Source organism: Kineosporia sp. R_H_3, assembly GCF_002198675.1.
Lineage (GTDB): Bacteria > Actinomycetota > Actinomycetes > Actinomycetales > Kineosporiaceae > R-H-3.
On sequence record NZ_MWLL01000105.1, the window covers coordinates 12600 to 37318 of the forward strand.

The 24719-nt window shown below is 76.7% G+C and carries 24 protein-coding genes, 2 pseudogenes and 1 riboswitch; of the genes and pseudogenes, 8 read left to right on the forward strand and 18 right to left on the reverse strand.

Going from position 1 to position 24719, the window contains the following annotated elements; all coding sequences use genetic code 11:
- Positions 1-2 precede the first annotated feature (2 nt).
- A riboswitch (TPP riboswitch) is annotated at positions 3-107 on the reverse strand.
- A gap of 71 nt (positions 108-178) precedes the next feature.
- Both ECOMGDLI_RS36275 and ECOMGDLI_RS09890 read left to right on the forward strand, forming a co-directional pair.
- A complete protein-coding gene (locus tag ECOMGDLI_RS36275) occupies positions 179-313 on the forward strand; it encodes a hypothetical protein (protein WP_255395984.1) in 135 nt (44 codons plus the stop codon).
- A 27-nt stretch (positions 314-340) separates the two neighbouring features.
- Entirely contained in the window at positions 341-619 is a 279-nt protein-coding gene (locus ECOMGDLI_RS09890; RefSeq protein WP_088316576.1) for a DUF4235 domain-containing protein, read from the forward strand.
- Here ECOMGDLI_RS09890 and ECOMGDLI_RS09895 read toward each other — a convergent pair.
- Positions 568-1056, reverse strand: a complete 489-nt coding sequence (locus tag ECOMGDLI_RS09895; RefSeq protein ID WP_088316577.1) for a hypothetical protein — start codon at positions 1054-1056, stop codon at positions 568-570. The two genes, ECOMGDLI_RS09890 and ECOMGDLI_RS09895, sit on opposite strands and share 52 nt — an antisense overlap.
- A gap of 128 nt (positions 1057-1184) precedes the next feature.
- Between ECOMGDLI_RS09895 and ECOMGDLI_RS09900 the strand changes: the two genes are divergently transcribed.
- Positions 1185-1883 carry an SDR family NAD(P)-dependent oxidoreductase gene (locus tag ECOMGDLI_RS09900; RefSeq protein ID WP_088316579.1) on the forward strand — a complete coding sequence of 233 codons (699 nt, stop codon included), beginning with the start codon at positions 1185-1187 and terminating at the stop codon, positions 1881-1883.
- Between the two features lie 27 nt (positions 1884-1910).
- On the opposite strand, the gene hutI is transcribed toward ECOMGDLI_RS09900, so the two are convergent.
- A complete protein-coding gene (gene hutI, locus ECOMGDLI_RS09905; RefSeq protein ID WP_088316581.1) occupies positions 1911-3104 on the reverse strand; it encodes an imidazolonepropionase in 1194 nt (397 codons plus the stop codon).
- Positions 3105-3170: 66 nt separating this feature from the next.
- Between hutI and mmuM the strand changes: the two genes are divergently transcribed.
- Together mmuM and ECOMGDLI_RS09915 are read left to right on the forward strand one after the other, a co-directional pair.
- Positions 3171-4133, forward strand: a complete 963-nt coding sequence (mmuM, locus tag ECOMGDLI_RS09910; RefSeq protein WP_088316583.1) for a homocysteine S-methyltransferase — start codon at positions 3171-3173, stop codon at positions 4131-4133.
- 88 nt (positions 4134-4221) lie between these two features.
- Complete coding sequence (locus ECOMGDLI_RS09915; protein ID WP_088316585.1) at positions 4222-5061, forward strand: class I SAM-dependent methyltransferase; 840 nt, start codon at positions 4222-4224, stop codon at positions 5059-5061.
- A gap of 56 nt (positions 5062-5117) precedes the next feature.
- On the opposite strand, the gene ECOMGDLI_RS09920 is transcribed toward ECOMGDLI_RS09915, so the two are convergent.
- The 4 genes from ECOMGDLI_RS09920 to ECOMGDLI_RS09935 all read right to left on the reverse strand — a co-directional run bounded on the left by ECOMGDLI_RS09920 (position 5118) and on the right by ECOMGDLI_RS09935 (position 9821).
- Positions 5118-6755: an SARP family transcriptional regulator gene (locus ECOMGDLI_RS09920; RefSeq protein ID WP_088316587.1), complete on the reverse strand. Its 1638-nt coding sequence runs from the start codon at positions 6753-6755 to the stop codon at positions 5118-5120.
- A gap of 156 nt (positions 6756-6911) precedes the next feature.
- A complete protein-coding gene (locus ECOMGDLI_RS09925) occupies positions 6912-7991 on the reverse strand; it encodes an Atu2307/SP_0267 family LLM class monooxygenase (protein WP_088316618.1) in 1080 nt (359 codons plus the stop codon).
- A complete protein-coding gene (locus tag ECOMGDLI_RS09930) occupies positions 7991-9262 on the reverse strand; it encodes an MFS transporter (protein WP_088316589.1) in 1272 nt (423 codons plus the stop codon). The genes ECOMGDLI_RS09925 and ECOMGDLI_RS09930 overlap by 1 nt, the downstream gene beginning before the upstream one ends.
- Before the next feature lies 1 nt (position 9263).
- Positions 9264-9821: a TetR/AcrR family transcriptional regulator gene (locus ECOMGDLI_RS09935; RefSeq protein WP_088316591.1), complete on the reverse strand. Its 558-nt coding sequence runs from the start codon at positions 9819-9821 to the stop codon at positions 9264-9266.
- Between the two features lie 59 nt (positions 9822-9880).
- On the opposite strand from ECOMGDLI_RS09935, the pseudogene ECOMGDLI_RS09940 reads away from it, so the two are divergent.
- Positions 9881-10846, forward strand: a pseudogene (locus tag ECOMGDLI_RS09940) (DNA-3-methyladenine glycosylase); the annotation flags it as partial.
- Between the two features lie 14 nt (positions 10847-10860).
- Here the strand turns inward: ECOMGDLI_RS09940 and ECOMGDLI_RS09945 are convergent.
- The 6 genes from ECOMGDLI_RS09945 to hutH all read right to left on the reverse strand — a co-directional run bounded on the left by ECOMGDLI_RS09945 (position 10861) and on the right by hutH (position 18887).
- Positions 10861-12210 (reverse strand): formimidoylglutamate deiminase, encoded by a 1350-nt coding sequence (locus ECOMGDLI_RS09945; RefSeq protein WP_233153393.1) that lies wholly within the window; start codon positions 12208-12210, stop codon positions 10861-10863.
- Between the two features lie 244 nt (positions 12211-12454).
- Positions 12455-13090 (reverse strand): response regulator transcription factor, encoded by a 636-nt coding sequence (locus tag ECOMGDLI_RS33760; RefSeq protein ID WP_158220966.1) that lies wholly within the window; start codon positions 13088-13090, stop codon positions 12455-12457.
- Positions 13087-14259 (reverse strand): sensor histidine kinase, encoded by a 1173-nt coding sequence (locus tag ECOMGDLI_RS09955; RefSeq protein WP_088316597.1) that lies wholly within the window; start codon positions 14257-14259, stop codon positions 13087-13089. The genes ECOMGDLI_RS33760 and ECOMGDLI_RS09955 overlap by 4 nt, the downstream gene beginning before the upstream one ends.
- Positions 14260-14302: 43 nt before the next feature.
- A complete protein-coding gene (locus ECOMGDLI_RS09960; protein ID WP_088316622.1) occupies positions 14303-15586 on the reverse strand; it encodes an allantoate amidohydrolase in 1284 nt (427 codons plus the stop codon).
- 2 nt (positions 15587-15588) lie between these two features.
- Positions 15589-17283, reverse strand: coding sequence for a urocanate hydratase (gene hutU / locus ECOMGDLI_RS09965; protein WP_088316599.1), 1695 nt, complete (start codon positions 17281-17283; stop codon positions 15589-15591).
- The gene (hutH, locus tag ECOMGDLI_RS09970; protein WP_088316601.1) at positions 17280-18887 is read right to left on the reverse strand and encodes a histidine ammonia-lyase; all 1608 of its coding nucleotides are present in this window, start codon (positions 18885-18887) and stop codon (positions 17280-17282) included. The genes hutU and hutH overlap by 4 nt, the downstream gene beginning before the upstream one ends.
- Positions 18888-19266: 379 nt before the next feature.
- On the opposite strand from hutH, the gene ECOMGDLI_RS09975 reads away from it, so the two are divergent.
- On the forward strand, positions 19267-19470 hold the full coding sequence (locus ECOMGDLI_RS09975; protein WP_088283612.1) for a cold-shock protein: 204 nt from the start codon (positions 19267-19269) through the stop codon (positions 19468-19470).
- Positions 19471-19590: 120 nt separating this feature from the next.
- On the forward strand, positions 19591-20163 hold the full coding sequence (locus ECOMGDLI_RS09980; RefSeq protein ID WP_088316603.1) for a hypothetical protein: 573 nt from the start codon (positions 19591-19593) through the stop codon (positions 20161-20163).
- A gap of 13 nt (positions 20164-20176) precedes the next feature.
- On the opposite strand, the gene ECOMGDLI_RS09985 is transcribed toward ECOMGDLI_RS09980, so the two are convergent.
- The 6 genes and pseudogenes from ECOMGDLI_RS09985 to ECOMGDLI_RS34565 form a co-directional block, all read right to left on the reverse strand.
- Positions 20177-20416, reverse strand: coding sequence for a (4Fe-4S)-binding protein (locus ECOMGDLI_RS09985; RefSeq protein WP_088316606.1), 240 nt, complete (start codon positions 20414-20416; stop codon positions 20177-20179).
- A 22-nt stretch (positions 20417-20438) separates the two neighbouring features.
- Positions 20439-21284 carry a maleylpyruvate isomerase family mycothiol-dependent enzyme gene (locus ECOMGDLI_RS09990; RefSeq protein WP_088316609.1) on the reverse strand — a complete coding sequence of 282 codons (846 nt, stop codon included), beginning with the start codon at positions 21282-21284 and terminating at the stop codon, positions 20439-20441.
- A complete protein-coding gene (locus ECOMGDLI_RS09995; RefSeq protein ID WP_198954737.1) occupies positions 21281-22003 on the reverse strand; it encodes a hypothetical protein in 723 nt (240 codons plus the stop codon). Before ECOMGDLI_RS09995 ends, ECOMGDLI_RS09990 begins: the two co-directional genes overlap by 4 nt.
- 10 nt (positions 22004-22013) lie before the next feature.
- Complete coding sequence (locus ECOMGDLI_RS10000; protein WP_088316612.1) at positions 22014-22697, reverse strand: ABC transporter ATP-binding protein; 684 nt, start codon at positions 22695-22697, stop codon at positions 22014-22016.
- The gene (locus ECOMGDLI_RS10005) at positions 22694-23566 is read right to left on the reverse strand and encodes an ATP-binding cassette domain-containing protein (RefSeq protein ID WP_088316614.1); all 873 of its coding nucleotides are present in this window, start codon (positions 23564-23566) and stop codon (positions 22694-22696) included. Before ECOMGDLI_RS10005 ends, ECOMGDLI_RS10000 begins: the two co-directional genes overlap by 4 nt.
- A pseudogene (locus ECOMGDLI_RS34565) lies at positions 23553-24719 on the reverse strand (hypothetical protein); the annotation flags it as partial. The pseudogene ECOMGDLI_RS34565 and the gene ECOMGDLI_RS10005, both read right to left, overlap by 14 nt.

Here is a 24719-nt window from a genome sequence, read left to right on the forward strand (position 1 = left end):
GGCCGAGAAACGGCTCGACTCCCTTCGCCGGCATGACCCGGATCAGGTTCGAGGGTCTGCGGTCGCCCGCACTCTCAGCGCCGTCCGGCGCTCCCCTGTCGCGTTCCGACGTTAACACCGCATCTCCGGGAGCGCACGAGCCGGGTTCCTCTGCGACGCTGTGCGGATGCTCCTGCGCATGCTCCGCGAACCCGGGACCGGCCGGCCGGCCCCGCTGGCACGGCTGCTCGCGCTCGTCCTCGTCCTCGGGCTCCTCGGGATCTCCGTCCCGCTGCTGCTGCCGCTCGTCGGCTGGCTGCTCGCGCTGCTGTAGCCCGCGGCGTGCGGCAGGATCATCCCCATGGGTGCACTCGCGTGGAAGGTGCTCGGCACGGGATCGGCCGTGCTGGCGGCCTCGGTCGCGCAGAAGGGCCTCGAGGCCGCGTGGCGGATGGCGACCGGGACGCCCCCGCCGACCATCCCCGAGGACCCGGACACCGACTGGGCCGAGGCCGTCGCCTGGGCCGTGGCGTCCGGCGTCGTCATCGGGGTCGCCCGGCTCGTCGCGACCCGGCGGGCCGCGAACTACTACCGCCGCTCGACCGGCGCGCTGCCGAAGGCGCTCGTCCGCCGCGCCTGAGCCGTGCACCCGGGCCGGCGCCGGAGCATGACCCGGGTCGCGACGCTGCGCGGCTGCGGCCGCGCGGGGAAGGACGCGACGACGTCGCAGCTGTACGGGGCGTCCGGGACGACGACCCGGTAGCCGACCTGGTGCTCGCCGAGCGGACGCGTCCGGCGCAGCGGCATCCCCTGGCCGAGGGCGTCCTCGAGGTCGTGGCGGGTGATCTCGGGCGCCGCGAACGTCAGCGTCAGGGAGCGGAACCGGCCCTGGACGACGGACACCTCGCCGCGGGTCGTCCCGAGCGGCGCCGGCTCCATCCGGCCGACCCCGCGGACGTACGACGCCGGTGCCGTCCCGACCCCGAGCACGGCCACGACGCGCAGCGGGTCGACCTCGGCGAGCCGGCACAGCCGGACGCTCCAGACCGTGAGCTGGACGAGGTCGAGGGTCCTCATGCGGCGCCTCCCCCGTTGCGCGACAAGGCATCCCGGACGGGCCGGCACCCCGGCCCTCCCGCCAGGGTAAGCGCGCTCTCCGTGGGCGTCGACCGTTCCCGGCGGTGCCTGCTGGCACGATCAGGGCCATGAGACGGACGGCGGTCGTCACCGGGGCGGCGGGCGGCTTCGGGCGGGCCGTCGTCGCGGACCTGGCGGCGCACGGGTGGGACGTCGTCGCCGTCGTCCGGCCGGGCGGGTCCGCGCTGCCCGGGTCCGGCGGCCCTGTCACCGTCGTCGAGGGCGACGTCCGCGGCGACCTCGCCGACCCGCTGCAGGGCGTGCTGCGCGGCCGCCCCGTCGACCTGGTCGTCAACAACGCCGCGACCGGCACCCCGGCCCGCCCGGTGCTCACGGAGATCGACCCCGACGACCTGCTACGCGTCGTCGATGTCAACGCGGTCGGCCCGCTGCGGGTCGTCCAGGCCCTGCTGCCGTCGCTGCTCGCGGCCCCCGACCCGTTGGTGCTCAACGTGTCGAGCCGCCTCGGCTCGGTCGCCGACCAGGCCGCCGGCCGCTACCGGCACCTCGGCCCGAGCTACGCGTACCGGGTCTCCAAGGCGGCGCTCAACATGCTGACGACGTGCCTGGCCCGCGAGCTCGAGGGCCGGGTCCGGGTCTGGTCGGTGCACCCCGGCGTCCTCGCGGCCGGCATGGGCCAGGTCGGCGCGACGACCCCGCCCGAGGAGGCCGCCGCCCGGCTGCGCCGGCTCGCGACGTCGTCCGACCGGACGTCGCCCCGCTTCGTCACGCTCGACGAGCCGGACGGGCCCGACCTCGCCTGGTGAGGGGCAGCGCGGAGCGGTTCCGGCGGCTCAGCGCACGAGCGTCGGCTCCGGGACGCCGCCCGCGACGACCCCGACGACGATCGGCACACCGGGCCGGTACGCGAGGTGCACGAAGGACGGCGCGTCGAGCACCGCGAGGTCGGCGCGGGCCCCGGGCCGGAGCACGCCGACGTCGGTCCGGGCCAGGGACGCCGCCCCTCCGGCCGTCGCCGACCAGAGCGCCTCGGCCGGCGTCATCCGCATCTCCCGGACGGCGAGCGCGATGCAGAACGGCATCGACGAGGTGTACGACGAGCCGGGGTTGCAGTCGGTCGCGAGCGCGACGGTGACCCCGGCGGCGAGCAGCCGGCGCGCGTCCGGATAGGGCGAGCGGGTCGAGAACTCGGCGCCCGGCAGCAGGGTCGCGACGACGCCCGCGTCGCGCAGCGCCGCGACGTCCGCGTCGGCGAGGTGCGTGCAGTGGTCGGCCGAGACCGCCCCGAGCTCGGCGGCGACCTGGACGCCGGGCCCCTCGCCGAGCTGGTTCGCGTGCACCCGGACGAGCAGCCCGCGCGCCGCGCCGGCCCGCAGCACCGCGCGGGCGGCGTCCGCGTCGAAGGCGCCCCGCTCGCAGAACACGTCGACCCAGCGGGCGTGCGGTGCGCAGGCGTCGAGCATCGGGCCGGTGACGAGGTCGACGTAGCCGCCCGGGTCGTCGGCGTACTCGGGTCCGACGACGTGCGCGCCGAGGTAGGTCGTCTCCGGCGTCAGGGTGCGGGCGACGGCGAGGCTGCGGGCCTCGTCGTGCGCCGTGAGCCCGTAGCCGGACTTGATCTCGACCGTCGTCGTGCCCTGCCGCCGCATCTCGGCGACGAGCCGGGACGCGTTGGCGTGCAACGCCTCGTCGCTCGACGCCCGGGTCGCGGCGACCGTCGTCCGGATGCCGCCCGCGGCGTACGCGGTCCCCGACATCCGGGCCTCGAACTCGGCCGCCCGGTCGCCGCCGAACACGAGGTGCGCGTGGGCGTCGACGAACCCGGGGACGACGGCCCGGCCGCCGAGGTCGAGCACGGTGTCCGCCGCGGGCGCCGCGGCCGCCGGGCCGACCCAGGCCACGGTCGGGCCCTCGACGAGGACGGCGGCGTCTCGGACGACGTGGACGGGCGCCGGGCCGGCGCCCTCGGCGTGCGGGTCGTTCGTCACGAGCTCGCCGATGCCGGTGAGCAGGAGCGCAGGGGCCATCCCCGCACCGTAGCCACTGCGACGGCCGCTGCGCCGACCCCGGTCGCCGCCCGGGATGATGGACGCATGGCCCAGACCCCCGCCGCCGCCCTCGCCGACGCGCTCGCCGCCGGCCCCGTCGTCCTCGACGGCGGCCTGTCGACCCAGCTCGAGGCGGCCGGCCACGACATCTCCGGCGACCTGTGGTCCGCGGTGCTCCTGCGGGACGACCCGGACGCCGTCCGCGCCGCGCACGCGGCCTTCGCCACGGCCGGGGCCCGGGTCGCGATCACCGCGTCGTACCAGGCGACCTTCGACGGCTTCGCCGCGGCGGGCATCGACCACGCGGAGGCCGAGCGGCTCATGCGGCTGTCGGTCCGCCTGGCCCGGGAGGCGACGGACGCCGCGTTCCCGGCCGGCGGCGGCTGGGTCGCCGGCTCGGTCGGCCCCTACGGCGCGATGCTCGCGAACGGCGAGGAGTACACGGGCTCCTACGTCGACGCGGCTTGGACGGGCCGCACCGGCGGCGGGCTCACCGTCGCCGAGCTCACCGCGTGGCACCGCCCACGGATGGAGGTGCTCGCCGACGCCGGCGCGGACCTGCTCGCCTGCGAGACCGTGCCCGCCGCGGCAGAGGCCGAGGCGATCGTCGGGGCGCTCGACACCCTCGGCGTCCCGGGCTGGCTCTCGCTGACGACGGTCACCGGCCCGGACGGCGTCGCGCGCACCCGCCGCGGCGAGGACGCGGCGGCCGTCTTCGCGCTCGCGAAGGGCGTCGACGCCGTCGTCGCCGTCGGCGTGAACTGCACCGACCCGGCGGGCCTGCTGCCCGCGATCGAGGCGGCGTCCGCGGCCGGCAAGCCGGTCGTCGTCTACCCGAACAGCGGCGAGACGTGGGACGGCGCGGCCCGGGTCTGGCGCGGCACCCCCGACTTCGCGGCGTCGGAGGTCACGGCGTGGGCCACGGCGGGCGCCCGGCTCGTCGGCGGCTGCTGCCGGGTCGGCCCGGCGCAGGTCGCGTCCGTCGCGGCGGCGCTCGGACGGGTCTGACCGGTCGTCACACGCCGGCGCACACGGCACCCCCGCAGAGTCGGGTCAGCGGCCGGACCGACCGGCCCACGACCCAGGGGGCTCTCCCATGACCGACACACTGAGCGCGCAGGACGCGGACCGCGCGCTGAAGGCCAGGCACCGCGCGATGTGGGCGTCCGGGGACTACCCCCGGCTCGCCGCCGAGCTCATCGCAGCCCTCGGACCGGTGCTCGTCGAGGCCGCCGGCGTCTCGGCCGGGCAGCGGGTGCTCGACGTCGCGGCCGGCTCCGGCAACGCCGCGGTCGCCGCCGCCGCGACCGGCGCGCACGTCGTCGCGAGCGACCTCACCCCGGAGCTGTTCGACGCGGGGCGCCGGGCCGCCGCCCGGGCCGGCGTCGAGGTCGACTGGCAGGAGGCGGACGCCGAGGCCCTCCCGTACCCGGACGACGCCTTCGACGCGGTGCTCTCCTGCGTGGGCGTCATGTTCGCGCCGCGGCACCGGGCGGCGGCGGACGAGCTGGTCCGGGTCTGCAGGCCCGGAGGCAGGATCGGGCTGCTCAGCTGGACGCCCACCGGCTTCATCGGGCAGATGTTCGCGACGATGAAGCCGTACGCCCCGCCGCCCCCGCCCGGCGCCCAGCCGCCGCCGCTGTGGGGCGACCGCGCGCACCTCGAAGGCCTGCTCGGCGACCGCGTCACCGACCTGCGGACCGAACGCCGGCTGCTCCGCGTCGACCGGTTCGCCGAGCCGGCCGCCTGCCGCGACTACTTCAAGGCGCTGTACGGGCCGACCATCGCCGTCTACCGGTCTCTCGCGCAGGCGCAGGAGCGGGCCGCCGAGCTCGACGCGGACCTCGTCGACCTGGTCCGCCGGTTCGACCACGGGACGGCCGGCACCGTCATGGACTGGGAGTACCAGGTCCTCACCGCGACCGTCGTCGGCTGACGGCCGCACCACCGGACCCGGCGGCCCGGGTGACTCCCGCCGGGACGGGCGGGACGTCACCCGGGCCGTCGTGCCGGGTCGGCGAGGTCGGCGGCGAGCGCCGGGTTCTCGATGCCGCGGGCGAGCAGCCGGGCCGAGGAGAGCGCACCGTCGTCCCCGAGCCGCCAGCGGTGCAGGCGCTCCCGGACGACGAGCTCGCGCAGCTCGCAGCGCGCCGCGAGGGCGCCGAGCGTGTCGGCCAGCCGGGCGGCGACGTCGGTGTCGCCGGCCGTGAGCGCGACCCGCACCCCGGCGTCGAGAACGTACGCCTTGACCCACTGGTAGCGGTCGGTCACCGCCCCGCAGCGCCGCAGCGCCTCCTCGACCCACCGAGCGGCGGCCACCGGGTCGTCGCGCTGCACGTTGAGCAGGGCGAGGCCGCGGGCGGCCATGCCCTCCCAGCAAGGGTCGCCGAGCTGGCAGGACAGCGACCAGGCCCCTTCGAGGTGCCGCTCGGCGCTCGCGTCGTCGCCGGAGCGCAGGTCGAGCTCGGCCTGGAGCGCCCGGGGCCAGGGCTGGAACGCGAGCCAGCGCTGCTCCTCGACGAGCCGCAGGGACCGCGCGACGGCGTCGGCCGCGAGGTCGTGCTCGCCACGGAGCAGGTGCGCCCGGCCGAGGATGGACAGCGACCACGCCTGCTGCCGGGGGTCGCCGGCGCGGGCGGCCAGCGTGGCCGAACCGCTCGCGGCAGCGATCGCGGCCGGGTAGTCGGCGCGGTCCGAGCAGTCCATGGCCCGCACCCCGAGGACGGCGGCGCGCGCCTCGTCGGTCGCGGCGAGCGTCTCCGCACGGTCGAGCCACTCGGCGGCGGTCCCGCGGCGCCCGGCCTGCACCTCGACGAACGCGAGCTCACGGGCGGCGGTCGTCGCGGACGCCGCGTCGTCCGCGTCCCGGGCCGCGCGCAGCGCCTGCCGCAGGACGACGGCGCCCTCGTCGTCCCGGCCGCGGACGCCGTGCACGAGCGCGCCGCCGAGCGCCGTCAGGGCACGGGCGTGCAGGCGGGCGTCACCGCACCCGGCGGCCTCGGCGACCGCGCGGTGCAGGCAGTCCAGACCGGCCTCGACGGCTCCCGCCGCGACGACGTCGCCCGCCCCGGCGAGGCAGCGGACGAGCAGCTCGTGGTTGCCCTCGTCGAGCGGGTTGCGGGCCACGGCGAGGGACGCGAACGGGACGGCGTCGGCGGCCCGGCCCTCGGCGAGGAGCCCGACCGCGGCCTGCCGCATCCGGGCCTCCACCCGGGAGGACAGCCGGTGCCGCTCGACGACGAGCCACCCCTCGAACGCCGGGCACCCGGTCACGGTGAGACCTTCGAGCAGCTCGCCGCCGAGGTCGACGAGGTCGTCGTCGCCCGTCTCGCCGGCGAGCCGGCCGACGTCCGCCCGCAGCCCGCCGGAACCGCCGTCGACCGGGTCGCCCCGGAAGAGCCCCGGCTCCTCGAGCGCCCGACGGAGCTCGGCGAGGGTCCAGCGCAGCGCGCCGAGCGGGTCGTCGGCGTCACCGAAGAGCAGGTCGGCGAGGTGCGAGCGCGGGACCGGGCGCGCGCTGAGCACAAGGTAGGCGAGCAACGCCCAGGCCTTGCGGCCCCGGGGCGGTGGGGCGGCGACGCCGTCCCGCTCGATCCGCGGCGTCCCGAGCAGCCGGACCGTCAGCCCCACCGCGGCACCTCCCCCGACGTCGGCCCTGGTGCCAGTCTGGCGGTGGGCGGGGAGCGCAGGCTACGGCCGGCGCGTGTGAGCGACCGTGTGACGGGTGGGCGGGCGCCACCGGGGCCAGGACACCGGGGTCAGGACACCGGGGTCAGGACACCGGGGTCAGGTCGCCGCGGTCCGCTTCGCGATCTCCTCACGGACGGCGGGCGCGACCTTCGTGCCGAACAGCTCGATCGAGCGCAGCACGGCCGCGTGCGGCATCGTCCCGAGGGCCGTCTGGAGGTTGAACCGGGTCATGCCGAAGATCTCGTGGAGGCGCAGCAGCTTCTCGACGACCTCGTCCGGGCTGCCGACGAGCAGGTGGCCGCGCAGCGTGCGGCCCTCCTCGTACGCCTCGCGGCTCATCGGCGCGAAGCCGCGCTCGCGCCCGATCCGGCCCATGGTCGTCGAGTACGGGCCCCAGAACGTGTCGGCCGCGCCCTGCGAGGTGTCGGCGACGAGGCCGTGCATCCCGACGCCGAGCGGCAGCGGGTCGTGGCTGCTGCGGCGGGCGGCCTCGCGGTGCAGCTCGGCGAACGGCGCGAACCGCTCGGGCTCGCCACCGATGATCGCGAGCATCATCGGCAGACCGAGCGCCCCGGCCCGGACGACCGACTGCGGGGTGCCGCCGACGGCGATCCACACCGGCAGCTCGGTCTGCACCGGCAGCGGCCAGACCCGTTGCCCCGCAAGGGCTGCCCGGTGCCGCCCCTGCCAGGTCACGGGCGCGGGGCCACCGTCGGACGGCGCCGCGCCGGTCCCGGCGGCCGCGGCGGCGTCGCGCAGGTCGAGGAGCAGGTCGAGCTTCTCGGTGAACAGCTCGTCGTAGTCCCCGAGGTCGTACCCGAAGAGCGGGAACGACTCGATGAACGAGCCGCGCCCGGCCATGATCTCGGCCCGGCCGCCGGAGACGAGGTCGAGCGTCGCGAACTGCTGCCACACCCGGACCGGGTCCTCGCTCGACAGCACCGTGACCGCGGTCTGCAGCCGGATCCGCGACGTCCGGGCGGCACCGGCGGCGAGCGCCACGACGGGTGCGGACGCGAGGTAGTCGGCGCGGTGGTGCTCGCCGAGGCCGAAGACGTCGAGCCCCACCTCGTCGGCGATCACGATCTCCTCGACGAGGTCCTGCATCCGCTGCGCGTGCGCGGCGCGGCCGCCGGCGGGGTCGACGTCCGCGAAGGTGTACAGCCCGAGCTCGATCACCCGGCCAGCCTCTCATCCGCGAGGACGGCGACCGGCCGGCGGTCCTCGGTGACGCCGTCCGCAACGGGCGCGACCGGCCGCGGCACCCGGCCCTGCACCCCGCGCCACACGACCGGGAGGGCTGCTGCGAGCAGGGCGGACACGACGGCGACGGCGACGAACGGCACCCACGGCGCGATCGCGAAGAGCGCGCCCGAGACGGCCGCGGACGCCGCGATCGCCGCGGTCTGGATGCTCGCGAACAGGCCCATCGCCCGACCCGCACCGGCCTCCGGGGCGGCCTGCGCGAGCAGCGACTGCGCCGCCGGCATCGCCATCGCGACACCGACCGACTCCAGCGCCCCGAGGCCGATGAGCCAGGGCAGCGACGAGATGAACGGGTAGAGCGCCGCGAAGAAGATCGACGAACCGATCGCGCCGATGACGAGCACCCGCCGGTCGTGGTGGTCGGCGAGCCAGCCCGCGAGCGGTGTGACGACGACGAACGGGATCGCCCAGAGCGTCCAGGACAGGCCGATCTGCCACTCGACGGCACCGCGGTGGTCGAGCAGGAGGGTCCAGGTCGCGTCGTACACGCCGGTGAGGACGCCGCCGACGACGGCCGCGACGAGCACCCCGACGAGGACGCGCCCGCGCCAGCCGGTCCAGTCCAGGCGCGCCGCCGCGGCGTCCGCCGCCTCGGCGGCACCGGTCGGCCGCAGCCGGGCGAGGAGCACCGGGACGCCCGCGAGGAGCGCACCGAGCGAGGAGACGACGAACAGCTCGGCCATGTTCCGCAGGCCGACCGCCGTCCCGAGGATCGGGCCGATCGCGACACCGGCGAGCTCACCGCCGTAGACCGCGGCGAACGCCCGGCCGCGCAGGTCCACGCGGACCGAGCGGGCGACGAGCGCGAGCATCGCGACCTGGGCACCGCCGGCGAACGCGCCCTGCAGGCCCCGCAGCACGAGGTAGCCCGGGCCGCTCACGTCGAGGAGGAAGCCGAAGCTCGCCACGGCGTAGCCGACGAGCCCGACGAGCAGCACGGTGCGGTGCCCGATCCGGTCGCTGAGCCGGCCGGCGAGGTACTGCGCGACGAACGCGCCGACGAAGTAGGCGGCCATCACGGCGCCGATGAGGCCCTCGGAGCTGCCGCGGTCCTTGAGGAACAGCGGGAGCAGGGGCAGGACGGCGGCGGCACCGGTCCACTGCAGGAAGCTCGCCGTCGCGAGGGCCGCGACGACGGCCTTCGGCGACGACGCCGCGCGGGCGGAGGTCTGGAAGCTCATCTCACTTCACCATCTCGAGCAGTCCGGTCCGGACCGCGGAACGCATCTGCGGGCTCAGGGCGTCGATGCCGAAGAGCTCGCACAACCACAGGCCGTCGGCGGCGAACCGGGCGATCGTCGCCGCGACGGGGTCGACCGAGTCGGTCTCGATCTCGTGCTGCCAGCCGGCGAAGGCCTCGCGCAGCGTCCCGAGCAGCTCGGGCTGGCTCGCGATCGCGGCGATGAGGGCGGAGCCGACCCGCTCGGTGCGCAGGTCGTCGTCCGTCACGGGCTCGGCGAGGCACTCCTCGACGTAGGCGCGCGCGAACTCGCCCGGCTCGGGCCGCAGCTCGCGGTGCGCCCGGATGCCCTCGTCGAACCGGCCCGTGAGCCGCTCGACCATGGCCTCGACGAGGGCGTCCTTCGTACGGAAGTGGTAGAGCACGCCGCCCTTGCTCATCCCGGCGCGCGCGGCGGCTTTCTCGAGGGTGAGGCAGGAGACGCCGTCGGTGAGGACGACGTCCTCCGCGGCCTCGAGGATGCGCTCGCGGGTGCTCAGGGCGGTGCCGGCGGTGGCCATGCCGAGTACTGTACCGTCCGGACGGTACAGTCGCCTTCCAGTATCACCCGTCCGGCCCAGCGCGGGCCGGGCGTCCCACGACCCGGGCGGCCGCCCGCCCTGTCGGGGGTCTCGGCGATGCTGGGTCCGTGCACACCGTCCGGGTCGACCTGCCGTTCCTGCCGCCGCTCTTCCCCGACAACCTCTACGGGCACCTCGCCGCGACGGCGGTCCCCGGCGTCGAGGAGTGGCGGGACGGCGCGTACCGGCGCACGCTGCGGCTGCCGGGCGGCGCGGGGGTCGTCACGCTGCCGGTCCCGGCGGACGGCGCGACGCACGTCGCGGCGACCCTGCACCTCACGAACCCGCGCGACGAGGCGGTCGCCGTCGCGCACTGCCGCCGGATCCTCGACCTCGACGCCGACCCGACCGCCGTCGACGGGCACCTGCGCAAGGACCCGGTGCTCGCGCCGCTCGTCACCGCGGCGCCCGGACGGCGCGTGCCCGGCTGCCCGGACCCTGCCGAGTTCGCGGTGCGCGCCGTCCTCGGCCAGCAGGTCTCCACGGCCGCCGCGCGCACCCACGCGGGCCGGCTCGTCGTCGCCCACGGCGAGCCCGTCGCCGACCCGGACGGCGGCCTGACCCATCTCTTCCCGACCCCCGCCGCCCTCGCGACGCTCGACGAGGAGTCGCTGGCCCTGCCGGGGACGCGCCGCCGCACCCTCGTCGGCCTCGTCGAGGCGCTCGCGTCGGGGCAGGTCCGGCTCGGCGGGCCGGACGGCTGCCGCGCGGGGCTCGACGCCCTCGAGCACCTCCCGGGCATCGGCCCCTGGACGGTCGAGTCGGTCGCGATGCGCGCCCTCGGCGACCCGGACGCCTTCCTGCCCGGTGACCTCGGCGTCGCCGTCGCGGCGAAGGGTCTTCGCCTTCCCTCCACCCCGGGTGCGCTCACCGCCCGCGCCGAGGCCTGGCGTCCGTACCGGGCCTACGCCGTCCAGCACCTGTGGGCGACGGGCACCCACGCGGTGAACCTGCTGCCGGCCTGAGGCCCGGCCTCAGGTCAGTGGTCGCCCCAGGCCCGGTTGACCGCCGCCGCGAGCAGCCGCGCGATCGACCGCTCGCCGTCCGGCTCGAGCCGGACGTGCCGGCCGTCGGCGACGACGGTGCGGCCGGAGGCGACGACGGCGTGCACGTCGCCGCCGGCGGCGACGAGCGGCGCCTGCGAGGGCAGCGCGCCCGCCGTGCGCAGCGAGTCGAGCCGCAGGGCGACGAGGTCGCAGAGCGCGCCGACCTCGATCTTCCCGGCGTCGTTCCAGCCGAGCGCGGCGTGGCCGGCCGGGGCGAGCGCGTCGACGAGCTCGCCCACGGTGAACCGGCCGCGGTGCCCCGAGCGCAGCCGCTCGTGCATCTCCAGGCCGCGGCTCTCGGCGAGCATGTCGACGACGACGTGCTGGTCGGAGCCGAGGGCGAGCGGTGACCCGGCGTCGCGCAGCGCCCGGGCCGGGCCGATGCCGTCGGCGAGGTCCCGCTCGGTCGTCGGGCAGACGCACACCGTCGTCGTCGAGTCGCCGAGCATCGTGATGTCGCCGTCGGTGAGGTGCGTCGCGTGGACGGCGGTCGTCGCCGACCCGAGGACGCCGTGCTCGGCGAGCAGCGCGGTCGGCGTGCAGCCGTAGACCTGCAGGCACGCCTCGTTCTCGGCGGGCTGCTCGGACAGGTGCACGTGGAGCGGGCGCGGGCCGTCGTCGTCCTGCGCCGCCTCGACGACGATGTCGAGCTGGTCGGCGGGGACGGCGCGGATCGAGTGCACGGCGGCCGCGACCCGGAACCGCTCGTCGTCCTTCATCATGCTGACCCGGTCGGCCCAGCCCTCGGCGTCCCCGTCGTCGAACCGGCGCTGGACGCCCTCGAGCGGCACGTCGATGCCGCCGGTGAGGTAGCACGTGTCGAGCAGGGTGAGCCGGATGCCCGCCGCGTGGGCGGCGTCCCGCAGGGCCTCGCCCATCGCGTTCGGGTCGCCGTAGCGGGCCCCGCCGGGCCCGTGGTGGAGGTAGTGGAACTCGCCGACGCAGGTGATCCCGGCGAGCGCCATCTCGCCGTACACGGCGGTGGCGAGCTCGCGGTAGGAGTCCGGGTCGAGGCGGTCGGCGAGGGTGTACATCCGGTCGCGCCACGTCCAGAACGTGCCGCCGTCGAGGTTCGTCCGGCCGCGCAGGGCCCGGTGGAAGGCGTGCGAGTGCGCGTTCGCGAACCCGGGCAGCACGAGACCGTCGAGCCGGACGTCGCCCTCGACCGGCCGGACGCCGACGGTCACGGCGCTGACCCGCCCGGCGGCGTCCGCCTCGACCCGCACGCCGGACGCCGGCCCGGTCGGCAGCCACGCGTGCTCGCACCACCACGACCTGGTCACGACGGCGATCCTCCCGCACATCGGGGGCGGCCCGCGACGCCGCGGCCCGATCGGTTGCCGGCCGCCGCCGGCCCGTGGGTGCGCGCCCCGTGTGGTGCGAACACCCGACTCGCCGCCCCGGACCCGCCCTGCTGGACTCTCGCGGGGCGGGGCCGTGTCCTCCGGCGGTGCAGCAAGGGGGGCCACCGGCGGATGCGGCCTCCCACCGGCCCCGGGGAGCGTCCGTACGAGGAGGTCGGCCCCCTCATGCGACGTCCTCGGGGCCGGTCAGGCGCAGCTCGATCGCCTTCGCGGTGAGCTCGGCCTTGTTGCCGAGCCCCAGCTTGCGCCGGATCCGCTCGACGTAGCTGTCCACGGTGGAGGCCGAGATCCCCATCCGGTGCGCGGTCTGCGCGTGCGTGAAGCCGCGGGCGATCCAGCCGAGCGCCTCGGCCTCGCGCGCCGAGAGCTCCGGCTCGGGGGCGCCCGGCGCGTCCAGGTGCGTCTCGAGGACGTCCGCGACCGAGGTCGACAGGCAGAACCCGCCGCCGGCGACGGTCCGGACGGCGGCCAGGAACTCGGCGTCGTCGGTGTCCTTCGTCAGGTACCCGTCCGCCCCGGAGCGCAGCGCCGCGAGAACGTCCTGGCGGCTCGCGGACGCCGAGACGACGAGGACCCGGTGCGCGGCGGCGAGCGTCGCGACCGCGTCCAGAGCGGGCTCGGGCACCCCGAGGTAGAGGTCGAGGACGACGACGTCGGCGGGCACGACGTCCGGCCCGGACGGCACCTCGGCGGGCGAGGCCACCGAGCCGACGACCTCGAACTCGGCGTGCCGGGAGAGCAGGTGCTCCACGCCCCACCGGGTCACCGGGTGGTCGTCGACGACGAGGACCCTGATCACGCGACGGCCTCCCCGGTCCGGAGGGCCTGCGCGGCCCGCAGCGGCACGGTGAGGACGACGCACGTCCCCTCGCCGACGGCCGAGTCGACGCGGACCGTGCCGCCCACGCCCGCGACCCGGCCCCGGACCGACTCGCGCAGGCCCAGCCCGGAGGCCACCGCCGCCGGGTCGAACCCGGCGCCGCGGTCGAGCACGGTCACGGTCACCTCGTCGGCGGTGCTCACGGCCTGGACGACGGCCCGCTCGACGCCGGAGTGCTTGCGGACGTTGGTCAGCGCCTCGCCGACGGCCGCGGCCAGGGCCTCGGCGGTCTCCGGCGCGACCGGGTGCCGCAGCCTGCCGGTCTGCAGGTCGACGGACAGGCCCGTGCCGAGGTGCTCCTCGACGACGGCCACGAGCGCCCCGGCGAGACCGCCCGGTGCGGCGTCCGGCGCCAGCCCGGACTCGACGAGCCGGCGCAGCCGGAACGCCTGGCGGGCGACGTGCCCGCGCATCCGGTCGTCGGCGAGGAACCGGCCGCGGGCCAGGGTCTCGAGGGTCTGCAGGACGTGGTCGTGGAGCTCGCGGTGGAACCGGTTGCGCTCCTGCGCGGCGGAGAGCTCGGCCTGCCGGGCCACGGCCTCGTCCGTCGCGGCGTCGAGCGCGGCCGCCCAGCGCCGGATCTCCCGGGCGACGGCCCACATCGCCGCCGTGACGCCGACGAAGGTGATGAGGTCGAGGTCCACGGCATCGCGACCGGGGCGCAGGGCCAGCACGGACCCGAGGTAGGCGGCGACGAGCAGTCCGCCGGCCGCCGCGGCGTCGCGGGCCCTGCGGAACGTCGCGCCGACGAGGATCGCGGACGAGATGACGTACGGGAAGAGGAACTTCCACGGGTCCGCGCCCGCCCCGTCGTGGACCGCGGCCCCGGTGACGAGGGCCCCGGCGCAGAACACGACGTCCCAGGCGGCGAAGAGCTGCGGCGGACGCCGCGCGGCGAGGAACACCCGGATGACGAGGACGCCCTCGACGAGCGCCGCGACGGCGATCGCGAGCACCGGGGCGCGCAACCGGCCGCCGGCCGCGAGGGCGACGACGGACGCCGCGACGTGCAGGACGGTGACGACCCGGAAGACCGCGCCGGTCCGCATCATCGTGCGGTGCGCCTGCGCGGCGCCCGCGGCCGTCACGTCGTCCCCCGTGCTGGCGTCGCCGCCCCGCGGCCGGACCGGCTCAGCCGCACAGGTCCGCGAGGACGGCGGCCAGCGCCCGGACGCCGGTCGCCCGGTCGTCCGGCTCGGCGAACTCGTCCGGGGCGTGCGAGGTGCCCGTCGGGTTCCGGACGAAGAGCATCGCGGCGGCGACGCCGTCCTGCGAGAGCACGCCGGCGTCGTGCCCGGCCCCGGTGGGGATGACCGGCACCGGCGGCGCGGCGGCGTCCCGGCCGACGGCCCGCCCGGCCGCGGCGGCCACCCGGTCGCCGAGCGCCGGGTCGAGCAGCGTCGCGGGCGACCACGACTCCTCGACGATGCCGAAGCCCTGGCCGGCGAGGTCGGCGAGCACGGCGCGGACCTGCTCCTCGGTGTCGGCCCGGCAGTCCAGCCACGCGGTGACCCGGGACGGGATCGCGTTGACGGCGTTGGGCCGGACGTCGAGCTTGCCGACCGTGCCGACGGCGCCCTGCACCGCGGCAGCGGCCCGGACGGCCGGCACGAAGCGCGCGAGCTCGAGCATCGGGTCGTCGCGGTCCTCGAGCCGGGTGGCGCCCGCGTGGTCGGCCTTGCCGAGCAGGTCGACCCGCCAGCGGCCGTGCGCCTTGATGAGGCTCGCGGCGGCGACCGGCCGGTCGACGTCCGGCCGGGAGAGCCAGCGGCCCTGCTCGACGTGGAGCTCGACGAAGACCCCGACCCGGCGCAGCGTCGCGTCGTCCCGCCCGACGGCCGCCGGGTCGAGACCGACGGCCTGCAGGCCCTCGGCGTAGGTGGACCCCGCGGCGTCGGTGAGGCCGAGCACGGTCTCGGGCCGGGAGATCCCGGTGAGCAGCCGCGACCCCGAGCAGGCCAGCCCGTACCGGCCGCCCTCCTCGTCGACGAAGCGCACGAGGCCGATCGGCCGCGACGGCGTGAACCCTTGCGCGCGCAGCAGGTCGACCGCGGCGAGCGCGGACGCCGTGCCGAGCGGGCCGTCCATCGGGCCGCCGTCCGGCACCGAGTCGAGGTGGCTGCCCGTGACGACCCCGGGCCGGCCGGCGGCGACCGCGGCGTCCGGGTCGCCCCACCACGCCCACTGGTTGCCGCAGCGGTCCGTCGTCACGTCGAGCCCGCGCACGCGGCAGGCGTCCTCGAACCACTCGCCGAGCGCGACGTCCTCGCGGGTGAACGCGAAACGCCGGTAGCCGCCGGTCCTCGGGTCGCGGCCGACGGCCGCGATCTCGTCGAGCAGGGAGTTGACCGCCGTCCCGTCGAGCGCGGGGTCCAGGGGTGACGTGCCGTCCACGGTGATGTCCACGCCGGACATCTTCACCCCTCCCGCATCGGCGTGCGGACCCCCCGCTCCGACGCGACCTCGACGGCCCGGTCGTACCCCGCGTCGACGTGCCGGATGACGCCCATGCCGGGGTCGTTCGTCAGCACCCGCTCGAGCTTGCGCGCGGCCAGCGGGGTGCCGTCGGCGACCGACACCTGACCGGCGTGGATCGACCGGCCGATGCCGACGCCGCCGCCGTGGTGGATCGAGACCCAGGTCGCCCCGGACGACGCCGCGACGAGCCCGTTGAGCAGCGGCCAGTCGGCGATCGCGTCGGAGCCGTCGAGCATCGACTCGGTCTCGCGGTACGGCGAGGCGACCGAGCCGCAGTCGAGGTGGTCGCGGCCGATGACGATCGGCGCGCTCACCTCGCCGCTCGCGACGAGGTCGTTGAAGGCCAGCCCCGCCTTGTCGCGCTCGCCGTAGCCGAGCCAGCAGATCCGTGCCGGCAGGCCCTGGAACGCGACCTTCTCCTGCGCGGCGCGGATCCAGCGGTGGAGGTGGTCGTCGTCCGGGAAGAGGTCGAGGACGGCCCTGTCGGTGCGGGCGATGTCCTTCGGGTCGCCGGACAGCGCCGCCCAGCGGAACGGGCCCTTGCCCTCGCAGAACAGCGGCCGGATGTACGCCGGCACGAAGCCGGGGAACGCGAACGCCCGGTCGTAGCCGCCCTGGCGGGCCTCGTCGCGGATCGAGTTGCCGTAGTCGAAGACCTCGGCCCCGGCGTCCAGGAAGCCGACCATCGCCTCGACGTGCTTGGCCATCGACGCCCGGGCCCGGTCGGTGAACTCCTCGGGCTTGGCCGCGGCGTAGTCGTGCCAGTCGGCGAGGTCGACGCCCTCGGGCAGGTAGGACAGCGGGTCGTGCGCGCTCGTCTGGTCGGTGACGACGTCCACCTCGACGCCGCGGCGCAGCAGCTCGGGCAGGACCGTCGCGCAGTTGCCGACGAGCCCGACCGACAGCGCCCGGCGCTCGCCCTTGGCCGCCAGGACGCGGCGCAGCGCGTCGTCCAGGTCCTCCGCGACCTCGTCGAGGTAGCGCGTCTCGACCCGCCGCTGCAGCCGGTGCCCGTCGACGTCGACGACGAGGCACACGCCGCCGTTGAGGGTCACCGAGAGCGGCTGCGCGCCGCCCATGCCGCCGCAGCCGCCGGTCACGGTCAGCGTGCCGGCCAGGGTGCCCCCGAACCGTTTCGCCGCGACCGCCGCGAACGTCTCGTAGGTGCCCTGGAGGATGCCCTGGGTACCGATGTAGATCCACGAGCCGGCGGTCATCTGGCCGTACATCGTCAGGCCGAGGTGCTCCAGCCGGCGGAACTCGGGCCACGTCGCCCAGTCGCCGACGAGGTTGGAGTTCGCGATGAGCACCCGGGGCGCCCACTCGTGGGTCCGCATGACGCCGACCGGCCGACCGGACTGCACGAGCAGCGTCTCGTCGTCCGCGAGGCCGCGCAGCGTGCGGCAGATCGCGTCGAAACTCGCCCAGTCCCGTGCGGCCTTGCCCGTGCCGCCGTAGACGACGAGGTCGTCGGGGCGCTCGGCGACGTCCGGGTCCAGGTTGTTCATGAGCATCCGCAGCGGCGCCTCGGTCTGCCACGAGCGGGCGGACAGGGTCGTGCCGCGCGGGGCGGTCACCGGGCGCGGGCCGGGAACCGGTGCGGCGGTGGGGGTCTGGTTCGTCGAAGAGGTCATCGCAGGTCTCCCGTGACGGTCTGGACGGCGGCCAGGACGGCGCCGGAACGGACGAGGTCGGTGGCGGCGGCGATCTCCGGCGCGAGGTGCCGGTCCGGGCCGGGGCCCTCGACGCCGTGGGCCCGCAGCAGCACCCGGACGGCGTCGGTCGCCGGGCCGGGATCCAGGTGCGGAAGCGTTGCCGCGCAGCGCATCTCGAGCGCCCGCGCGGCGGTGAGCAGCTCGATGGCGAGCACGGACGCGAGCCCGTCGACGGCACGGCGCAGCTTGCGGGCGGCGTGCCAGCCCATCGAGACGTGGTCCTCCTGCATCGCGGACGACGGGATCGAGTCGACCGAGGCCGGGGCGGCGAGCCGCTTGAGCTCGGAGACGATGCCGGCGGCCGTGTACTGGGCGATCATGAGGCCGGAGTCGACGCCCGCGTCGTGCGCGAGGAACGGCGGCAGCCCCTGGTTGCGGCTCTTGTCGAGGAACCGGTCGGTGCGCCGCTCGCTCATGCTCGCGACGTCGGCGACGGCGATCGCGAGGAAGTCCAGCGCGTAGCCGACGGGCGCGCCGTGGAAGTTGCCGTTCGACTCGACCCGGCCGTCGAGCGTGACGACCGGGTTGTCGATCGCCGACGCGAGCTCGCGGTCGGCGACGGTGCGGGCGTGCGCGACGGTGTCCCGGGCGGCGCCGTGCACCTGCGGCGCGCAGCGCAGCGAGTAGGCGTCCTGCACGCGGGTGCAGTCCGGCGTCTGGTGGCTCGCCACGACCCCGGACCCCGCGAGCACGGCCCGCAGGTTGGCCGCGGAGTCGGCCTGGCCGGGGTGCGGGCGCAGCGCCATGAGGTCGGCCGCGAAGGCGCGGTCGGTGCCGAGCAGCGCCTCGACGGACATCGCGGCGGCGACGTCCGCGACCCGCAGCAGCCCCTGCAGGTCGTGCAGCGCGAGGGCGAGCATCCCGAGCATGCCGTCGGTGCCGTTGATGAGGGCCAGCCCCTCCTTCGCCGCGAGCGTCACGGGCGCGAGCCCGGCCGCGGCGAGCGCGTCGGCGGCGGGCCCGAGCGTGCCGCCGGCGTCCCGGACCTGGCCCTCGCCGATGAGCGCGAGCGCGGCCGCCGACAGCGGGGCCAGGTCGCCCGAGCAGCCGAGCGAGCCGTACTCGTGGACGACGGGCGTGATGCCCGCGGAGAGCATCGCCGCGTACGCGGTCGCGGTCGCGGGCCGGACGCCGGTCCGCCCGGTGGCGAGGGTGTGCAGCCGCAGCAGCATGAGCCCGCGGACGACCTCGCGCTCGACCTCCGGGCCGGTGCCGGCCGCGTGCGAGCGGACGAGGCTGCGCTGGAGCTGCTCGCGGGCCGCGCCGGGGATGTGCAGGGTGGCGAGCGCACCGAACCCGGTGGAGACGCCGTAGACCGGCTCGTCGAGGGCGGCGAGCGCCTCGACGGCCTGCCGGGTCGCCGCGACGGCGTCCAGCGCCTCGGGCGTGAGGACGACGGGCGCCCCGTGCCGGGCGACGGCGACGACGTCCTCGACGGTGAGCGGGGCCGGCCCGACGTGGACGGCCGCCGGAGCGCCCTCCGCACCCGTGGGCGGGACGGCGGCGAGGTCGGTGAGGGTCATGGGTCCAGGGCACACCCTGGGACCGTTCTCGGTCATCGACCGCCACGCGGAACATGTCTGGTATCCCAGACAAGTCGGCTGTCGGGCTCGTCGCGCGTGCCCCGAACTGCGCAGGATCCGGGCATTGGCTCGCGCACGCACGCGTGATAGCGTTTTTTCGGTTGCACAAGCAGTTCCCCGTACGTTCATGAACGCCCGCGGAGCACCGAGCGCGGGCGTTCTCCACATCCGGGCAGAGTCACATCTGGGCAGGGCCATCTGGGTCTGACCACCCGCACGAGGCTCTTGGACGTGGGACGGCGAGACCGCGGCAGCCGCGGGACCGGCAGCGGAGTCGGGCCCGCACCGCATCCCACATCACAGAGCAAGGGAAAGAAACATGGCACAGGGCACCGTCAAGTGGTTCAACGGTGAGAAGGGCTTCGGCTTCATCACCCCGGACGGCGGCGCGGCCGACGTCTTCGTCCACTACTCGGCGATCCAGTCGACCGGCTACCGGACGCTGGAGGAGAACCAGCGCGTGGAGTTCGACGTCCAGCAGGGCCAGAAGGGCCCGCAGGCCGCGAACGTCCGCCCGCTCTGACCCGAGGCCTCAGCCGCTGCTGACGCTTCTGACAGCCCCCGCCGCTCGTCGGCGGGGGCTGTCGGCGTCTGCGGCGCTCGCTGTCCGGGCCGCGCGCCGGACCCGGAGTTACAGTGAGCCGTGGAGATCCTGGGCGACGACGAGGCCGGTCTGCCGACGCCCCCGCGGCGCGGGCTCTTCGGGCGGGACGACGGCCGGCCGGACGCCCCGGTCGAGGCCCTGACGCTCGACGACCCGGCCCACCTCAACGGGTCCGCCCCGGCGGCGCCCGGCGACGGCCACGGCGCGGACGACGCCGAAGCACCGGCGCCCGGTCGCTCGGCGCTCCTGCTCGACACCCTGTTCGGCGCCGAGGCGCTCGGCCTGGCCGCACTGCTCACGACGGTCGCCGGCGTCCTCACGACGAGCATCTCGCCGTTCGTCGTCATGCTCCGGACCGAGGCGCTCACCGGCCTGTCCGACCCGTCGCAGTCGGTCCGCTCGGTCTACTCGCCGGTCGTCGTCGGGTTCGCCCTCGTCGGGCTCGCGCTCGGGGTCGCCGCCGTGCTGCGGGTCCGGCGGACGTCGCCGGCGTGGGTGCGCGGGGTCGCGGGCGCGGCCGTCCTGCTCGCGGTGCTCGTGCTCCTGACGACCGGGTGGGCGATCTGGAACGCCGAGACCGGCACGCCCGCCGACGCCCTCGCCGGCCGCTGAGCCGACGGTCGGCTCAGCCCGCCGACGACCCCGTCCGGACGGAGGAGAGGGCTCCCGAGGGGCAGCGGTCGACGACCTCGGCGACGGCGTCCGGGTCCGCCGCCTGCGGCGTGATCCACGGCCGGACGTCGGGATGGAACACGGCCGGCAGCCCACGGACGCACTCGGCCGCGTGGAAGCACAGGGACGCGTCGTAGGTCACCGCGATGCCGTCGGCCGTGTAGGTCCGCGGCCCGCCCGGGGCGTCGGTCATGCCTCAGCGTGCGACGCGGGGGTCACGGCGTCAACCCGGCGCCGAGGACGGCGGCCGCGGCCTCCGGATCCCCTTCGAGGGTGATGCCGGGCGCGTCGAGCGGGACCCGGCGCCAGAGCAGTCGCACGAGCTGCTCCGCCGGGCCGCGGACGGTGGCCTCGGCGGCGGGGAGGTCGTCGGACGGCGTCGCGCCGTCCCCGGCGAGGACCCACCGGGTGCCGCCCGCCTCGGCCGGCAGCAGCGCCAGCGAGCGGGTCAGCGGCGGGATCCGCTGCAGCCGCACCTGGCGCGGCGCGAACATCGTGACGACCTCGTCGACGCCGTCGACGGCGAGGTCGGGGGCGAGCGGGGGCAGGGCCGCCCCCGTCGCGAGGGCGGCGTCCTCGACGTGCATCGCGGTCTCGTGCGCCTGCCGGCGGGACCAGAAGCGCGCGGTCCGCGGCTTCGGCCCGAAGGTCCAGACCTCGGCGGTCGGGTCGGTGGCCCGCAGCAGGTCGACGAGCCCGGCCGCGCCCTCGACGTACCAGTCGACGAGGGCGTCGCGGTCGGTCGGCCCCGACTCCTCGAGCTCGACCGGCCGGCCCTGCTCGACGGCACCGGCCGCCCACCGGTGGACGGTGCCCAGGTGCCAGGCGAGCCGGGTCAGGGTCCACCCCGGGCACGTCGGGACGGGGGCGTCGAGGTCGCCGTCGCGCAGCACGGCGGCGAACGCCGCCTGCCGGTCGACGAGGTGCCCGAGCGCCGCCGCCGGGCCGAGCGCGGCGTAGCCGGCGGGCGAGGCGACGAAGCCCGTGGGTCCGGCCGCAGGCGTCGGGTCGGCGGGGACCGAGTCAGCGGGGACCGGGTCGGCGGGGCTCGGGTCGGTCATCGTCGGCGCTCCAGGGCAGTGGGGTCGGAGGGGACGGCGTCCGCCGGGACGTCCACGGCGATCTCGCCGCCGAGCGCGTACCCGTTGACGAGATCGAGGTCGTCACCGCTCCAGAACCGGCCGGGGTCGTACCAGCTCGGCCGGTGCCCGCCCGCGACGAGGCCCATCGCCTCGTACGTCAGGGCGACGACCTCGGCGCAGTAGACGGTGTCGAGCGCGTCCGGGCCCTCGACCGGCTGCTGCGGGCCGCCGTCCGCCCGGGCCCGGAGCATCGGCAGCGTCCGCAGCCGCTGCGTCGGCATCCGGCCGCCGAACCAACGGCCGGCGAGCCGGGCGGTCGTCGGGAACGGGGTGCCGTCGAGCCGGGCGACCGACTGCAGGACGGCGTCCTCCATGGCCGTCGTCACGGCGGGGCTCAGCTGGCGCAGCCAGGCGCGCTGGCCGTACTTGCGCGACCACACGACCACGGCGTCGTGCAGGTCGTGGAGCTGCACGCCGCGCTGCTTGGTCCCGGTCCACAGGTCGGTGAGCGAGCGGCCGAGCTCGGCGTGCCACATGAGCGGGGGCAGGTCGTCGAGGACGACGGCCATCCCGACGTGGTTGACCGGCGCGTTCGTCAGGGTCTGGATCGCCCGGTCGGCACCGCTGCGGCCGCGGAAGAGCCACACGTCGCCGGTCCGGGTGAGGTCGACGGCCTTCTCGAGCGGCAGGGTGCCCACGCCCGGCAGCCTAGGGCCTGAGCTCGTCGACGACCCGGCCGTCACGCATCCGGACGACGCGGTCGGCGGCCGCGAGGACCCGCGGGTCGTGGGTCGCGACGAGCAGCGCGGTGCCCCGGGAACCGGCCTGCCGCAACGTGTCCAGCACCCGGTCGACGTTGTCGTCGTCCTGGTGCCCCGTCGGTTCGTCGAGGACGGCGACGAGCGGCCGGACGGCGAGCGCGCGGGCGATGCCGACGCGCTGCTGCTCACCGAGCGAGACCTGGCCGGTGGACCGGCCCGCGAGGGCGTCGATCCCGAGCAGCACGAGCAGGTCCTCGTCGTCGGGGCGGTCCCGAAGCCGGGTCGCGAGGAACGCGTTCTGCGCGACGCTCAGCTCGGGCACGAGGGCCGGCCGCTGCGGCAGCAGCGCCAGCCGGGCCCAGTCCGGCCGCCCGCCCGCCGGCTCCCCGGCGACCCGGATCTGCCCGGACGACGGCCGGCCGAGGCCCGCGACGAGGTGGCACAGGGTGGACTTGCCCGACCCGGAGCGGCCGACCAGCGCGACGAACTCGTTGCGGCGCACCGTCATCCGCACGTCGTGCAGCACCTCGACCGGTCGCAGCCGGCCGTACCGGTGCGAGACGTCGACGACCTCGACGACCGCGTCGGCCCCTGCGTCCGTGCCCGGCACCGCGGCCGGTCCGGCGCTCACGGCTCCTCCGGTGCGGGGGCGTCACGGAGCACCACGGCGCCGTCGCGGATCTCCACGACGGCCCGGCCGTCGGGGAACAGGCCGAGCGCCTCCCGGGGCAGCTGGAGCCGCCCGGTCGGGTCGATGGGGACCGTCACGAGGCCGTCCGAGTCGCGCTCGGACGACAGGACGCCGTGCCGCAGCCGCAGCACCCGGTCGGCGCCGTCGACGACGCGCGGGTCGTGGGTGGCGAGGACGACGCAGGCACCCGCGTCGACGTGGCGGCGCAGGACGGCGAGGACCGCGTCCGCGGAGGCGTCGTCGAGCTCGGCGGTCGGCTCGTCGGCGACGACGACCCGGGTCCCGCCGACGAGGGCGGTCGCGACGGCGAGCCGTTGCTGCTCGCCGCCGGAGAGCCGGTCGGCGCGGACCCGCCGCCGGCCCGTGAGCCCGAGCGCGTCGAGCAGCGCGTCCGGCGTCGAGCCCGGGCCGGCCGTGAGCCCGGCGCGGCGGCGCCGGCGGGCGACGGCCCGAAGCTGCTCGTCGGCGTCCAGGTGCGGCACGAGGGTGTGGGTGGGCCGCTGGGCGACCCAGGCCAGGGTGCCGGCCCGCAGCCGGCGGAGCCTGGCCCCGCGGACGGTCGTGACGTCCTCCCCGCGCAGCCAGACCTCCCCCGCGCTGGGCCGTTCCTGGAGCGCGAGCACCGAGAGCAGGCTGGACTTGCCGCTGCCGGACGGGCCCATGAGCACCGAGAGCGTGCCGGCGGCGAAGCCGACGTCCACCCCGCGCAGGGCGTGCGTCTCCCCCGTGGCCGACGGGTACACCTTGACGAGCTGGGCGGCCCGGAGCACGGGCCCCGTCGGCAGGTCGGGCGGGTCAGCGGGCGTCACGGATCACCTCCGCCTCGTCGTCGGCCGTCGTGCGCCGGGCGATCACGGCGACCGTCATGAGCCAGGCCGCGGCCGCGGCCACGAGCAGGACGGCGGCGGCCCGCGCGTCCGGCGCGACGGTGAGCCGCGGCGCGAGCAGCGGGTCCGGGTCGACGGAGCGGCGGGCGACGAGCACGGCGGCGGCCGTCCCGACGACGGCGAGGACGGCGCCGACGGCGACGAGCACCGCGGTCTCGAGGACCCGGGCCCGGCCGACGCCGAGCCGGCCCAGGCCGACCCTGGCGAGCAGGACGTCCTCGGCACGGCCCTGGACGAGGGTCCGGTCGACGCCGGCGCAGAGCACGGCGACGGCGATCGCGGCCGCGAGCACCCCGAGCAGGAACCGGTACCCGGACGTGCGGCGGGCGGCGACCAGGGTCGGCGTCGCCTCGGCCTGCTCGACGGTGACGACCCGCTCGGCCGTCGCCCCGACCGGGTCGAGGATGCGCTGCAGGCCCGCGACGCCGTCCCGGGACCAGACCTCGATCGGCGGGCTGCCCACGTTGCCGCGCAGCCGCGGGTCGTCGAGCCCGACGACGGTGAACAGCGACTCGGCCGGGATCACCGCCATGGTGTCCCGCGGCGCGAGGCCCGGGAACGCGTCGACGGAGCCGACGATCTCCGCGAGGAAGGTGAGGTTGCCCGCCTGGACGACGACCCGGTCGCCGACCCGGGCCCGGGCCTGGCCGACGAGCAGCATGGGGACCGCCGCCTTGTCCTGGGCGAAGACGAGGGTCTCCTGACGGGCCGCCTGCTCCCGGGCGAGCAGGTGCAGCCCCGCGCGGCCCGCGGCCAGCTCGGCCGAGCCGCCCCAGCTCGCGGCGCGCTCGAAGCCGGCCGGGTCGACGGCGAGCAGCGCGGGCAGGTCGCCGGTCGTCGTGAGGAGGGACTGGCTGCGCCACACGATCGTCGAGCCGTCCGGCACCGGCGGTGTCGTCACCGGCGGCTTCTGCGGGCGGGGCAGGTTCGGGCCCTCGCGCGGCCGCTCCGGGGCGTCGGGGTCGAGCACCCACGAGCCGTCGAGGCGGGCGCGGGCGGCGGTGCCGGCGACGACGGCCGCCTTGTCGGCGGCGGCCTTGTCCTGGGCGAAGACGAGGGTCTCCTGACGGGCCGC

Bases quoted from the DNA above. Each gene is read 5' to 3' on its own strand.
- ECOMGDLI_RS36275 (WP_255395984.1), top strand. From the start codon at position 179: ATGCTCCGCGAACCCGGGACCGGCCGGCCGGCCCCGCTGGCACGGCTG.
- ECOMGDLI_RS09890 (WP_088316576.1), top strand. From the start codon at position 341: ATGGGTGCACTCGCGTGGAAGGTGCTCGGCACGGGATCGGCCGTGCTG.
- ECOMGDLI_RS09895 (WP_088316577.1), bottom strand. From the start codon at position 1,056: ATGAGGACCCTCGACCTCGTCCAGCTCACGGTCTGGAGCGTCCGGCTG.
- ECOMGDLI_RS09900 (WP_088316579.1), top strand. From the start codon at position 1,185: ATGAGACGGACGGCGGTCGTCACCGGGGCGGCGGGCGGCTTCGGGCGG.
- hutI (WP_088316581.1), bottom strand. From the start codon at position 3,104: ATGGCCCCTGCGCTCCTGCTCACCGGCATCGGCGAGCTCGTGACGAAC.
- mmuM (WP_088316583.1), top strand. From the start codon at position 3,171: ATGGCCCAGACCCCCGCCGCCGCCCTCGCCGACGCGCTCGCCGCCGGC.
- ECOMGDLI_RS09915 (WP_088316585.1), top strand. From the start codon at position 4,222: ATGACCGACACACTGAGCGCGCAGGACGCGGACCGCGCGCTGAAGGCC.
- ECOMGDLI_RS09930 (WP_088316589.1), bottom strand. From the start codon at position 9,262: ATGAGCTTCCAGACCTCCGCCCGCGCGGCGTCGTCGCCGAAGGCCGTC.
- ECOMGDLI_RS09935 (WP_088316591.1), bottom strand. From the start codon at position 9,821: ATGGCCACCGCCGGCACCGCCCTGAGCACCCGCGAGCGCATCCTCGAG.
- ECOMGDLI_RS09960 (WP_088316622.1), bottom strand. From the start codon at position 15,586: ATGTCCGGCGTGGACATCACCGTGGACGGCACGTCACCCCTGGACCCC.
- hutU (WP_088316599.1), bottom strand. From the start codon at position 17,283: ATGACCTCTTCGACGAACCAGACCCCCACCGCCGCACCGGTTCCCGGC.
- hutH (WP_088316601.1), bottom strand. From the start codon at position 18,887: ATGACCCTCACCGACCTCGCCGCCGTCCCGCCCACGGGTGCGGAGGGC.
- ECOMGDLI_RS09975 (WP_088283612.1), top strand. From the start codon at position 19,267: ATGGCACAGGGCACCGTCAAGTGGTTCAACGGTGAGAAGGGCTTCGGC.
- ECOMGDLI_RS09985 (WP_088316606.1), bottom strand. From the start codon at position 20,416: ATGACCGACGCCCCGGGCGGGCCGCGGACCTACACGGCCGACGGCATC.
- ECOMGDLI_RS09990 (WP_088316609.1), bottom strand. From the start codon at position 21,284: ATGACCGACCCGAGCCCCGCCGACCCGGTCCCCGCTGACTCGGTCCCC.